General features: G+C 70.8%; 12 protein-coding genes. 6 read left to right on the top strand and 6 right to left on the bottom strand.

Annotated features, from left to right (window positions below):
* Positions 1-6: 6 nt before the first annotated feature.
* From JOF36_RS26210 to JOF36_RS26195, 4 genes are all read right to left on the bottom strand, one after another.
* Positions 7-1,134: a dipeptidase gene (locus JOF36_RS26210; RefSeq protein ID WP_210031850.1), complete on the bottom strand. Its 1,128-nt coding sequence runs from the start codon at positions 1,132-1,134 to the stop codon at positions 7-9.
* A gap of 98 nt (positions 1,135-1,232) precedes the next feature.
* Positions 1,233-2,180, bottom strand: a complete 948-nt coding sequence (locus JOF36_RS26205) for a fructose-bisphosphatase class II (protein WP_210031847.1) — start codon at positions 2,178-2,180, stop codon at positions 1,233-1,235.
* Positions 2,181-2,273: 93 nt separating this feature from the next.
* Positions 2,274-3,251, bottom strand: a complete 978-nt coding sequence (locus JOF36_RS26200) for a class I fructose-bisphosphate aldolase (protein WP_210031846.1) — start codon at positions 3,249-3,251, stop codon at positions 2,274-2,276.
* Between the two features lie 38 nt (positions 3,252-3,289).
* Positions 3,290-4,327, bottom strand: coding sequence for a LysR substrate-binding domain-containing protein (locus JOF36_RS26195; RefSeq protein ID WP_210031843.1), 1,038 nt, complete (start codon positions 4,325-4,327; stop codon positions 3,290-3,292).
* A gap of 801 nt (positions 4,328-5,128) precedes the next feature.
* Here JOF36_RS26195 and JOF36_RS26190 point away from each other — a divergent pair.
* Positions 5,129-5,494: a hypothetical protein gene (locus JOF36_RS26190; protein WP_210031841.1), complete on the top strand. Its 366-nt coding sequence runs from the start codon at positions 5,129-5,131 to the stop codon at positions 5,492-5,494.
* Here the strand turns inward: JOF36_RS26190 and JOF36_RS26185 are convergent.
* Positions 5,487-5,960 carry a hypothetical protein gene (locus JOF36_RS26185; protein WP_210031839.1) on the bottom strand — a complete coding sequence of 158 codons (474 nt, stop codon included), beginning with the start codon at positions 5,958-5,960 and terminating at the stop codon, positions 5,487-5,489. The two genes, JOF36_RS26190 and JOF36_RS26185, sit on opposite strands and share 8 nt — an antisense overlap.
* Before the next feature lie 90 nt (positions 5,961-6,050).
* Here JOF36_RS26185 and JOF36_RS26180 point away from each other — a divergent pair, with 90 nt between their 5' ends.
* A complete protein-coding gene (locus JOF36_RS26180; protein WP_307862604.1) occupies positions 6,051-6,728 on the top strand; it encodes a helix-turn-helix transcriptional regulator in 678 nt (225 codons plus the stop codon).
* Between the two features lie 43 nt (positions 6,729-6,771).
* Here the strand turns inward: JOF36_RS26180 and JOF36_RS26175 are convergent, their stop codons facing one another.
* Positions 6,772-7,440 (bottom strand): TetR/AcrR family transcriptional regulator, encoded by a 669-nt coding sequence (locus JOF36_RS26175; protein WP_210031837.1) that lies wholly within the window; start codon positions 7,438-7,440, stop codon positions 6,772-6,774.
* Positions 7,441-7,548: 108 nt separating this feature from the next.
* Here JOF36_RS26175 and JOF36_RS26170 point away from each other — a divergent pair, with 108 nt between their 5' ends.
* The 4 genes from JOF36_RS26170 to JOF36_RS26155 all read left to right on the top strand — a co-directional run bounded on the left by JOF36_RS26170 (position 7,549) and on the right by JOF36_RS26155 (position 12,640).
* A complete protein-coding gene (locus tag JOF36_RS26170; RefSeq protein ID WP_210031836.1) occupies positions 7,549-9,255 on the top strand; it encodes an AMP-binding protein in 1,707 nt (568 codons plus the stop codon).
* The gene (locus JOF36_RS26165) at positions 9,252-10,034 is read left to right on the top strand and encodes an enoyl-CoA hydratase/isomerase family protein (RefSeq protein ID WP_210031833.1); all 783 of its coding nucleotides are present in this window, start codon (positions 9,252-9,254) and stop codon (positions 10,032-10,034) included. The genes JOF36_RS26170 and JOF36_RS26165 overlap by 4 nt, the downstream gene beginning before the upstream one ends.
* Positions 10,034-10,792: an SDR family NAD(P)-dependent oxidoreductase gene (locus JOF36_RS26160; protein WP_210031831.1), complete on the top strand. Its 759-nt coding sequence runs from the start codon at positions 10,034-10,036 to the stop codon at positions 10,790-10,792. The genes JOF36_RS26165 and JOF36_RS26160 overlap by 1 nt, the downstream gene beginning before the upstream one ends.
* Before the next feature lie 117 nt (positions 10,793-10,909).
* Positions 10,910-12,640, top strand: coding sequence for a CocE/NonD family hydrolase (locus JOF36_RS26155; RefSeq protein WP_210031829.1), 1,731 nt, complete (start codon positions 10,910-10,912; stop codon positions 12,638-12,640).
* The last annotated feature ends 9 nt before the right edge of the window (positions 12,641-12,649 follow it).

The raw sequence follows: 12,649 nt of genomic DNA, 5'->3' as shown, positions 1-12,649 counted from the left end.
GGCGGGTCAGGAGCGTGCGGCGTCCCCGGTGTCGCGCAGCACGCGAAGGGCGTTGTCCCGGGCGAGTTTCCGCAGGTCGCCGTAGCTCCAGCCGCCGGCTTCGAGGGCCTCGAACAGGCGTGGGTAGTACTCGACGCTCGGAATGTCGGGTGGGGGCGTCATGCCGTCGAAGTCGCTGCCGATCCCGACGTGGTCCACTCCCATGAGTTCGCGGAGGTGGTCGAGGTGCCGCACGATGTCCGGGATCCCGACCGCGGGGCGTGAACGGGTCCGCTCCCACTCGGCGACGGCCTGGTCGCCCGCCGCGCCCTCCGCGCCCGTCGCGTCGGCGCGGATCTCCCTCCTGGCGAGCTCCCACTGCCGGAGGTCCTCGCTGAGGAAGGTGGGCAGGAACACGGCCATGACGATGCCGTCGGTCGATCTGACGCGTTCGAGTACGGAGTCCGGGACGTTCCGGGCGTGCCGGCACACGGTGTAGGCCCCGGAATGGGAGAAGAACGCCGGTGCACGCGACACGTCGAGCGCCGCGTCCATGGTGGTGTGTGCGGTGTGGGACAGGTCGACGAGCATCCCGAGGTCGTTGAGCTCGGTCACGACCGCGCGCCCGAAATCGCTCAGGCCGCCGGTGTCGACGACATCGGTGCAGCTGTCGGCCCAGCCGGTGTTCTTCGTGTGCGTCAACGTCAGGTACCGGGCACCGAGCCGGTGGAACAGGCGGAGGACGTCGAGCGAGCCGAGGATCTGGTGCCCGCCCTCCACCCCGATCAACGAGGCGATCCGTCCCTCGCCGTTGATCTTCTCGATGTCGTCGGCAGTGAGCGCGAGGGCAGTCCGGTCCGGGTACAACGCCTGGATGCGGTGGATCCCCTCGAACTGCTCCAGCGTGCCCGCTGCCAGCGCTGCACCGGTCGTCGAGCACGGCATCCAGACCGACCAGAACTGGGCACCCACCCCGCCTGCGCTGAGCCGAGCCAGATCCGTCTGCAGGGTGTGGGGCTGCGCGACACCGATGTCGAGCTCGCCGAAGTCCATTCCCGCCACGTCGCGGATCTTCGAGATCATGTCGTTGTGGCCGTCGATCAGCGGCGCTCCGGTGAGAAGCGACCGGACGCCACCGCCGGAATGCACCGTCATCGCGCTCCTTCGGGGAAGTGACACCAGGAGATCACCACCGGGGGTGGGTCGACCACCCCCGGTGGGCCGTATCCGACGATCGTCCCTCAGGACGGAGGTCAGGCGAACCGGTGCTCGGACCTGATCAACCGCGCCGTGTCCGGCTGCGAGCACAGCACCATCGACTGCGTGATGGTGAGTCCCGAGATGCGCTGGACGCCCCGCAGGAACTCGCTGGTGGTCACCCCGGTGGCGCAGAACAGGACGCGTCCACCGCGCACCAGATCGCCGGTGTGGAGGATCGTGCTGGGGCCTTCGGACCGCAGCCGGACCTGGAGGGACCCACCCAGGCAGGACAGGGCGGCGGCAGCGATGACCCCCTCCGCCGCTCCTCCGGTGCCCATCAGCATGTCGATCGAGCTCTCGGGACACGCCGTCGCGATCGCTCCCGCGATGTCGCCTCCCTCCAGCATGTGGACCCGCGCACCGGCGGCGCGGATCTGGTTCACGAGCTCCCGGTGCCACGACCGGTTGAGCACGGCGACCACCAGGTCTGCCACACGTACGCCCTTGACCGCGGCCACCGCACGCAGGTTCGTCGCCACCGGTTGCGTGATGTCGACGACGTCGGCGCAGTCGGCGCCGACGGCCAGCTTCTTCATCGCGACGGACGGCGGCGGCGCGTACAGCGCGCCGCGTTCGGCCAGGACGATCGCTGCCACCGAGTTCGGTACGTCCTCGGCCGGTGACAGGGCGCCGTCGCCCACACCGACGCCGAGGTCGTAGAGCGCCCCGTCACCGCGCCCGACGCTGTCACCCGTGCACAGGACGGATGTGTCGGCGTCGTTCTCGCCCGCACCGACGACCACGGTGCCGCGCATGGGAACGGACATGAGGTGTTCGTGCATCGCGACGGTGGCGGCGGCCCTGTCGCTGCTCCACCGATCGCTGCCGACCCCCCGGCCGGCCGCGATCGCGGCGGCTTCGGTCGCCCGCACGAGTTCCAGCTCGAGAGCCTGATCAGATCCCGGGAAGACCTCGGTGGTGGACCACTCCTGAATACTCATCACCCTCGATTCACTCGGCCGGCACGAGCACCGGCGGATGTGGAGGGCGGACGGCCGCCCAGCAGCTCCGGCCGCCCTCCACAGTTCAGGAACTCACCGTGCGGCGGCGTTCGCGACGGCATGCTCGGACAGCGCATCCTGCGCGGCGCCCCACTTGCTCTCGTCACCCCGCCACGCCTCCAGCGCCGGCCCGACCAGTGCCCGGCCGAACGAGTACGTGAGCTCCCAGGGCAGCGGGTCGAGGTTCTGCATCGCCCCGAGGTGCTGCGTCGCCACCTCCGGGTGCTGCCCACCGGAGAGGAAGGCGATTCCCGGCACGGACGCGGGGACGGTCTCCCGCAGCGTCTCCACCGTGGCCCGGGCGACGTCCGCCACCGTGGGCTGCTCGGCGCCGCCGGTCCCGGCAACCACCATGTTGGGCTTGAGGACGATCCCGTCGAGTTCCACCTGCATCAGGTCGAGCTCCTCGAACAGCGACGTCAGCACGGCGGTCGACACCTGCCGGCAGCGCTCCAGCGAGTGCGCGCCGTCCATCAGCACCTCGGGCTCCACGATGGGCACCAGGCCGCCCTCCTGGCAGAGGCCGGCGTAGCGCGCCAACGCGTGCAGGTTCGCGCGCACCGCGCGAGGCGACGGGGTGTTGTCGCCGATCGTGATCACTGCGCGCCACTTCGCGAACGTCGCGCCGAGCCGCACGTACTCCGCGACCCGTTCCCGCAGCCCGTCGAGGCCCTCGGTGATCTTCTCGTCCGGTGCTCCCGCGAGCGGCTTCGCGCCGGTGTCGACCTTGATCCCGGCGAGGATCCCGATGTCCTCGAGATGCTCCGGGAACGTGCGCCCGTTGCTCAGTTTCTGGTGGAACGTCTCGTCCGCGAGGATGACACCGCTGATCGACTCGGCGAGCCGCGGAGTGGTGACGATCAGCTCCCGGTACACCCGGCGGTTCTCCGCCGTCGGCTCGACGCCGACCTTCTCCAGCCTGGCGGACATCGTCCCGATGCTCTCGTCGGCAGCAAGAATGCCGCGCCTGTTGGACACCAGGGTCCGTGCGATCTTGTTCAGAGCAGACACTGTCGTCGATCCTCCTGTATTTGCTACGGGTGCGGCGATCAGGCGATCGCTTCGTGGACGTCGATCGGCAAGGAAGGCCGCGGGCGCGGCCGCGATCGCGAACCGGTATTTCTCGATTTCTGTCCCGCCCCGATGACGGGTACCGGAGAGCCTTTCGACGCGGCGACCTCCACCAGGTCTCCCGCATACTCCGGAAGGCCCCGGCGCTCGCTCCAGACCGCGTAAATGGGTTTCGCGGGCATCTCCTGGTCGACGGCCACCAGGTGCAGTCGCCCTTCCGCGAGCTCGGCCCGCACGGTGGAGACGTTCAGCACCGTCACCCGCCGGCTGGTCGCGACCGCCTGCTTGATCGCGGCGCTGGACGGCAGCTCGACGTAGCTCTGTGGGCCGCGCGCGGCTCCCAGCAGCTCATCGGTGAACTCCCGGAGCCCGGAGCCGCGCTCACGCAGCACCAGGGGCGCGGCCGCCAGCTCGGGCACCGTCAACGGAGTGGTGCGCGCGGCCCACGGATGGCTCGAGCCGACCACGACGGCCAGCTCGTCGTCACAGATGTACCGGGTCACCAGGTCGTCGCGATCCAGCTGCTGCCCGTGGTCGCCCGCCTGACACCAGCCGTCGATGAACGCGAGATCGACGTGGCTCGCCAGGATCAACTGGCGCAGCGCGTCGACGCTCCCGGTCTGCACCTCGACCCGCACCTCGCCGAACGAGAACCGGGAACGGTTCAGCCACTCGGGAAGCAGGTGCTCGGAGATCGCCGGGCTGCCCGCGACCCGAAGCCGTTTCGCCTCGGAGGGCCGGGCACCGGAGCCGAATTCCAGCAGCTCCCGCGCCGCCTGCATCACGTTGCGGGCGTACTTCGCGAGAATCTCCCCGTCCTCGGTGAGCTTCGAACCGACGGGAGAGCGTTCCAGCAGCCGAAGGCCGAGCCTGCGTTCCATCGCGCTGATCCGGATACTGGCGGCCGGCTGGGAAAGGCTGTGCGCCTGGGCTGCTTTTCCTACGCTGCCGTGACTCTCGACCGACAGCAGCAAATCGAGGTCGGCAAGCTGAGGCATCTTGGATGGGAGCACCATTGGTTTCATCCTCTCGTGCTGGCCTACGACTCGCGGTACGCAGCGAGATTGGGCACTGCGGTATGCGTGGTCAAGCCGCGGCAGACGAACGCACGCCGCACGCGCACGAACGGTGTGCGGCAGCTCACCTACGGGCCGGTGCCGGAATCAGGCAGTGGCGACGGGACCCGCGTTCCCTCTCGTGACACCGCAAGCGCCGTTCGTCGTCGGTGCGCCGCCGTTCGTCCGACCCGGTTCCGCCGTGGCCGGCGACGAGCCCGCGAGGCGTGCTGTCCGGGCACATCGTGAGCAGAGGACCGCGCCGACGACCAGGCGCAGGAGCGTGCCGGTCTCGGGGGAAGTCCTGTCTCGATGTCGTCGACCCTCGACATCGCCGACGCCATCGACAGCAAGCGACGCACCGCGGACCTATGATCTCAGTGCGCCCGAGCAGGCTCGCCGCAGGCCCGCACCGCCGCACCGTCGCAGGCCAGACCGGACGGAGGATCAGGTCGACGCCGTCTGTCGGGACCTCGACGAGGGCGCGGGTCGCGATGCCTGCCGCCACGACCAGCTCGCTGAGCACCGCCGGAGCGCCACCGGTCAGCACGGTGCCCGGAAGCTATCCGTGGGGTGGAAGCGACGTCGCGCGCTGCAGATTTCGGGACTTCGACGGCGTCACCCGCTGGATCGAGCGTGCCGGCTCGACGAAGGCGGCGGCGTCACGGGCGGTCCAAGATGAGATGCGCTCGGACTCGCGGTGTCGCTGTCGCGCCGCTGCGGCCGGAGCATACGTTTGAGCGTGCGGCCGAGTTGTGGCTGGTGAAGCTCGGCGCGCAGGTCGCCGATGGCGCCCGCGTTGTGACGACCGCGGACCTGTACCGGCAGCGCATGCGGTCGGTGATCCTGTCGGCGATCGGGCAGTGGCGACTCCACGAGTGCACAGTGTCGCGATTCGACGGATTCTCCGCATTGCTCATGCTGCGGCACAGCGCCGAGTCCCGCGAATCTCGTCCGCAGACGGCGATCTGCTGTTCTACGCCGGAGTCCACGTCGCGGGACCAGAACGTACCCACTGCAGGCCGGGTGGGGTTCCTGGTGCGCCCACCCGGACCGAAGGCCATCACGGTTCATCGCCTCGCACCGTCAGAGACCGCGGGCGAGACGAGCACGGCCACAATCAGGTGAGCGCGTTGTCGCCGTCCACCCCGGCCGACGAGCTGGACCGTCCTCGGCCGTAGGCGGCTGCCAGCCACGCCAGGGCCAGGGCGCCGACCAAGAGGCCGAAATCGCGCAGGGCGACGTCGTAGAACCCGGAGTAGGTCAGCAAGTTGATGATGATGCCGGCCAGCCAGAGCGTGACGACATAGGCGGCGTAGCGGGGGGCGAGCGCGACCGCCACTCCAGCGGCGATCTCGACAGCCCCCACGACATACATCGCGGTCTGGGCCGAGAACGGCAGCAACGCCACGACCCACGGGGCCAGATAGCCCGGCCAGTCGGTCATCGAGTTGATGAACTTGTCGATGCCCATCCACACGGGCAGTACGACGTAGCCGATGCGCAGGAGCACGAACGCACCGTAGGCCGGGTCCCTCCGAGCTCGTTGCCAGAGTTCGGCCGGTCCGTGCGATCCGAGAGTCGAGTGGGTCATCGCATCCTCCTTCTAGCGCCAAGTCATCTTGGTTCAAGAGTTGCCCTCGCTACCATCTTTGTCAAGAAATTTTGGTGTTAGAGTGCGGCGGTGGATATCGGCGACGATGTTGATCGCGACTCCGTGGCGGGACTGAGCAGCCTGGGCGATCCCGTGCGGCGCCGGCTGTACGACTGCGTGGCTGCTCGCGACGAGGCGATCACCCGCGACGACGCCGCAGCTGCGACCGGCATCGGTCGCAGCCTGGCCGCGTACCACCTGGACAAGCTGGCCGAGGCCGGGCTGCTGACCGTCGACTATGCGCGGCCGCCCGGCCGCGGCGGTCCTGGAGCGGGACGGCCGGCCAAGCGTTACACGCGTACGCAGCAGGAGATGGCAGTCACCATTCCGCCCCGCAACTATGCGCTGCTGGCGACGCTCGTGACCACGGCGGTCGCCGCCGACACCACGGGCACCGTGCGTGCTGCGGTCGACGCGGCCGCGCGTGCGGCCGGGCAGGCGGCGGGCACTACCGATCTGATGGATGCCCTGCGTGCGCACGGATACGAGCCGGCCACGGACCCTGACGGGGGTATCGAGCTGCGCAACTGCCCGTTCCATCGGCTCGCCCGTGAACACACCGAGCTCGTGTGCGGGCTGAACCTGGAGCTGATCGCCGGGCTGCTCGAGGCAGCGGGGCAGGCGCCCCAGCGCGCTGCCCTGCATCCCCGCCCCGGGCGCTGCTGCGTGCTCGTCCACGGCTCCGACCGGCACGACCACACCACATGAACCGAGCAGCGGCGCGGGCCGGTGGGATGGTCGGACGGGCCGTTCAGTCGCTCGAGGCGCCCGGGGTCGCGGTGAGGCCGTGCAGCAGCAGGTCGGCCATCTCCGTGTAGGCCTGGCCTGCGCTGAGCCCGGTCGGGCTGAGCAGGGCGCCGGACTGGATGCCCTCGATGGCCAGTGCGACGAGCTGGCCGGCAAAGGTGCCGTCCACCGCCCGCAGCGTCCCGGCCCGCACGCCGGAGTCGATGAGCTCGCGGACCCGGCGGGCCGCGGCGTCGGAGTTGGCGGCGTACACGGCGGCGGTGGGGGCGTAGCCGACCATGTCGGCGTAGAAGACCGGTGAGCAGCGGCTCATCGCCGTCCCCACGCCGGCGAGGTACGTGGGAATCCGGCGCCGAGGGTCCTCGACGGCGGCGACGGCCTGCTCGATCTCCGCGGTCGCCTTCCGGAAGAAGTGCTTGGTCAGGGCGATGACCAGCTGCTCCTTGCTGCCGGCGACGCTGTAGAGCGTCGCCTTCGAGCAGTGCAGCCGCCTGGCCATGTCGTCGACGGTGAGGGCGGTGAACCCCTCGCGCAGCAGCAGTTCCTCCAAGGCGGTCAGCAGCTCCAGGCGGCGTTCCTGGTCGACCCGCCGGCGGCGCACCGAGCTCCCCGGTACCGCCACGGACGAGCGCACCCGGGCCACGCCGGCCGTCTGCGTGGGCTCGTCGCTCATCGCTGCATCACCGGCCCACCGTAACGAGGGCAGCTGGACCGGCATGCCGCGCAGCCTCCCACGTCGGGTATTGACTTGGGTACTGGAGTTCTGCGTATCGTACCCACCATGACTCGCGTCGCCGTCGACCGAACGTCCACCGAGGAGCTCCCCGTGCCGTCTTCCCCGTCGCCTGTCACCGGCACCGCCGTCGAGGCGCGCGTGCTCGAGCTCCGGGACCGGTTCACCGACCCGGCCGCCGACGTCGCCGCGCTGCTCTGCGACGACCACCCCGCCGACGCGGTCGCGGTCACCGTCGCCGACCCCACGGGCACCGCCGAGGTACTCACCTACGGTGAGCTGGCCGAGCGCTCCACCCGCTGTGCCCGGGCCCTGGCCGGCCTCGGGGTCGGCCGCGGTGACCGCGTGGCGACGCTGATGGACAAGAGCACCGACCTCGTCGTGCTGATCGTGGCGGTCTGGCGGCTGGGCGCGGTGTACGTCCCGCTGTTCACCGCCTTCGCCCCGCAGGCGATCGCGATGCGCCTGGAGGGCTCCGGGTGCCGGCTCGTCGTCGTCGACCCCGGACAGCGGGCCGAGCTCGTGCCCGGCCCCGACCTGGCCGAGGACCCGGACCGTCGCGTCCTGGTCACCGGGACACAGGCACCCGAGCACGACGGGGACCTGCTGCTGGCCGACGTCGTCGCGGTCGCCTCGGCGGAACCGCTGCCCCGGGTGGCAGTGGGCGGTGACGGACCGCTGGTGCACATGTTCACCTCGGGGACGACGGGCAAGCCCAAGGGCGTCGTGCACCCGGTCGCCTACCTGGCCGGCTGGCAGGGATACCTGGAGTTCGCGCTCGGTGTCCCACGCGAGAGCACCTACTGGTGTGCCGCGGATCCCGGCTGGGCCTACGGCCTCTACGCGGCGATCGCCGCACCGCTGTCCGCGGGGCTCTCGACGGTGCTGGTGCCGGGCGGGTTCTCGGTGGCGGGCACCTGGCGGGTGCTGGCCGACCACCGGGTCACCGACTTCACCGCCGCCCCGACGGTGTACCGCGGTCTGCGCTCCTCCTCGGTCCCGGTGCCGCCGGAGCTGGCGCTGCAGCGGTTGTCCAGCGCGGGGGAGCCGTTGACCCCCGAGGTCAACGAGTGGGCGTCGGGCGCCCTGGGGCTGCAGGTGCACGACCACTTCGGGCAGACCGAGGTCGGCATGGTGCTGTCCAACTGCCACCACCCCGACCTCGCCCGCCCGCTCAAGCCCGGCTCGATGGGCCGGGCGATCCCGGGCTGGGAGCTCACCGTGCTGGCCGAGGACGCCGACGTGCCCGCCGGACCCGGCGTGCTGGGACGGGTCGCGGTCGACGTCCCGGCCAGCCCGGCCATGACGTTCACCGGGTACCGGACGCCGGGACAGGCGGACTCGAAGTTCAGCGCCGACCGGCGCTGGTACCTCACCGGGGACTCCAGCCGGGTCGACGCCGACGGGGACTTCTTCTTCTCCTCCCGGGACGACGACGTGATCATCATGGCCGGGTACCGGATCGGCCCCTTCGAGATCGAGTCCGTGCTGGCGCAGCACCCCGCCGTCGCCGAGTGCAGCGTCGTCGCCGCCCCCGACGAGGTCCGCGGGGAGGTCATCGAGGCCCACGTGGTGCTCCGCGAGGGCACTACCGGCACCCCCGAGCTCGCCGTCGAGCTGCAGCAGCTGGTCAAGACCCGCTACGCCGCGCACGCCTACCCGCGCACCGTGCACTTCCGCGACGCGCTGCCCAAGACCCCCAGCGGGAAGATCCAGCGCTACCTGCTGCGCAACCGCCCGGGCAGCGCCTCGTGACCGGACCCCCGGTGCTGGTCGAGCAGCGTGGCGACGTGCGGTGGCTGACCCTCAACCGGCCCGACCGGCGCAACGCCCTGGACATCGCGCTCGTCGCCGCCCTCGACGAGCAGATCACCGCTGCCGACGCCGACCCCGGCACCGCCGTCGTGGCGGTCGCCGGTGCCGGACCGAGCTTCTGCGCCGGCGGGGACTTCCACCAGTTCCTCGCCCTGGACCGCGAGGGCACCCACCCGGTCCGGTTCCTGGAGGACGTGTCGGCGTGCTTCACCCGCATCGCCGCCGCCACCACCCCGTGGGTCGCCGTCCTGCACGGGCACGCCGTCGCCGGCGGACTGGAGCTCGCACTGGCCTGCGACCTGGTCGTCGCCGCCGACACCACGCTCATCGGCGACGGGCACCTGCGCCACGGCCTGCTGCCCGCCGGTGGGTCCAGCGTGCGGCTGCCCGCCGCCGTCGGCCACGGCCTGGCCCGCAGGCTGCTGCTGACCGGGGAGCTGCTCCCGGCTCCCGCCTTCGCGGCCGGCGGCTGGCTCGACCGCGTCGTCCCCGAGGCCGAGCTGGAGGACACCGCGATGCAGGTGTGCCGGCAGCTCGCCGACGCCGCCGGCCCCGCCCAGTCCGCCCTCAAGGGCCTGCTCCACCGCATCGCCGGCACCGAACCCGAGCCTGCGCTGCGGGCCGAGCTCGACGCCTTCGCCGAGAACTGGACCACCCGACCGGTCGCCGCCGCCCTGGAGGCGTTCCTGACCCCTCGCACCCCTGGAGGCACCACCTGATGGCTCGCTACGAAGGCCGGGTCGTCGCCGTCACCGGCGCCGCCCAGGGCCTGGGCCTGGCCATGGCCCGACGGTTCGCCGCCGAGGGCGCGAACCTGGTCCTGGCCGACGTCTCCGAGCAGGCCCTCACCGCAGCCGGGGACGGCATCCGGGAGCAGAGCGATGCCGTGGTCCGCACCGACGTCGTCGACGTGACTGCCTCCGCCGAGATCGACGACTGGGTCGCCGCCGTCCGGACCGACACCGGCGGCATCGACGTGCTGATCAACAACGCCGGCATCATCCGGGACAACCGCATCGAGGACATCACCGACGAGGACTGGCGCGCGGTCCTCGACGTCAGTCTCGGCGGCTCCTTCTACTGCGCCCGCGCCGTCTTCCCCGGCATGAAGGAGCGCGGCTACGGCCGGATCGTCAGCTTCTCCTCCATGTCCTGGCGGGGGAACTTCGGGCAGTCCAACTACGTCGCCGCCAAGGCCGGGATCGTGGGGCTCACCCGCACCCTGGCCCTGGAGGGCGCGCGGTACGGCATCACCGCCAACGTCATCGCCCCCGGCCTCATCGAGACCCCGATGCTGGCCTCGATGAACGGCCCGGCCCGGGACAAGCTCACCGCCAAGGTCCCCATGCGGCACACCGGCCGGCCCACCGACATCGCCGAGGCCGCCGCGTTCCTGGCGTCGGAGGCCGCCGGCTACATCACCGGCGTCGTCCTGGACGTCGACGGCGGCATCTCCATCGGCTCCTCCATCCGCTGATCTCCACGTGTCCGGACCAGCGGACCCCTGCACCGTCCTAGCTCCACCTTGCACGACAGCGGTCCCGGCACACCGTCGGCCGTTGCACCCGCGGTGATCTCGACGAGGAGAGACCTGATGAAGCACGTCTACGAGCGCAACGTCCCGATGACCACCCGCGACGGGGTGACCCTGCGGGCCAACGTGTGGCGGCCGCTGGAGGGGCAGGCACCCACCCTGCTCGTGCGTCACCCGTACAACAAGGAAGCCAGCCCGTTCGCCGGAGGGCCCACCAACTCGATCCCCCCACTGCTGTCCTTCCTCAATGCCGGCTACGCCATGGTCTGGCAGGACGTCCGCGGGGCATACGAGTCCGACGGCGTCTTCGAACCCAAGGTCAACGAGATCGCCGACGGCGAGGACACCATGGCGTGGATCGCCGAGCAGGACTGGTACGACGGCACCGTCGGCGCCTACGGCGCGTCCTACCTGGGCATGACGCAGTGGGCCCTGGCCCTCGGCGACTCCCGCGGCCTCAAGGCGATCGCGCCCACCGAGACATCGGCGAACTGGTACTCCGGCCTCTGGTACTCCCAGGGCGGTGCCCTGTGCCTGAGCCTGGTCACGTACTGGAACGCCATGATGTACGCCGCCGAGGAGCAGCGGGCCCTGCAGCGCGGTGAGACGTCCGACCCCTCGGCGTTGGTGCGGCTCGGCGGGACGTTGCTGGACCCGCTGGCCCTCAACGACGCCACGCCCGTCGCCGACCTGGAGCTGCTCGGGAAGGGCCGCTGGTTCGACGGCTGGCTGGCCCACCCCGACTTCGACGAGTACTGGAAGGCCCAGGACTGGTCGGCGCGGATCAGCGAGGTCACCGTACCGGTGCTGGAGATCGGCGGCTGGTACGACCTGAAGGTGCACGAGCAGGTCGCCGACTTCGTCCGTCTCCGCACCCACGGGGGCTCGGAGGAGGCCCGGGAGCAGTCCCGGCTGGTGATCGGACCGTGGGACCACATCAACCTCACCGGTCAGTACCCCGACCGATTCTTCGGGGTGCTGGCTGCTGAGGATCTGGGTCCCTCGCACGTCGAGTTCTTCGACCAGCACCTCAGGGACCTGCCGCCGGCGACCCCCGCCCCGCGGGTGCGGATCTTCGTGATGGGCGTCGACCAGTGGCGCGAGGAGGCCGACTGGCCGTTGCCCGACACGCAGTACACCGATTTCCACCTGGCCGGCGGCGGGGCGGCCACTACCCGCGACGGCGACGGGACCCTGCAGCGGGACGTCCCCGTCACTGAAGCCGGTGACGGATTCCGTTACGACCCGCGTGACCCACTGCCCACCGCAGGCGGTGCGCTGCTGCCGGCCCTGCCCGGTCTCGTCGGCCCGGTCGACCAGCGTGTGGTCGACGGCCGCCCCGACGTGCTCTGCTACACCGGCCCGGTGCTGACCGAGCCGGTGGAGGTCACCGGGTTCGTGGAGCTGAAGGTGTTCGTTTCGTCATCCACGGTGGACACCGACATCACCGCCAAGCTCGTCGACGTGTTCCCTGACGGTCGGGCGATCAACCTGTGCGACGGCATCCTGCGGCTGCGCTATCGCAACAGCCTGTCCGAGCCGGAGATGATGACCCCGGGGGAGGTCTACGAGGTCACCGTGCCCATGTCGGTCACCTCGAACGTGTTCCTGCCCGGGCACCGCATCCGGTTGGACGTGTCGGGCAGCAACTTCCCGCACTACGACCGCAACTCCAACACCGGCGGCGTCATCTCCTCCGAGGCGCTGGAGGACATGGTCGTCGCCGACACCACCGTCCACCACGGCGGAACGCGACCGAGCCGACTGGTGCTCCCGGTCCTCGACCGCTGACCGACCCGA

It is taken from the genome of Pseudonocardia parietis (assembly GCF_017876315.1).
Taxonomy (GTDB): domain Bacteria; phylum Actinomycetota; class Actinomycetes; order Mycobacteriales; family Pseudonocardiaceae; genus Pseudonocardia; species Pseudonocardia parietis.
The sequence above is the reverse complement of the archived record's forward strand: the minus strand, read 5'-3'. Positions and strand labels throughout refer to the sequence as shown.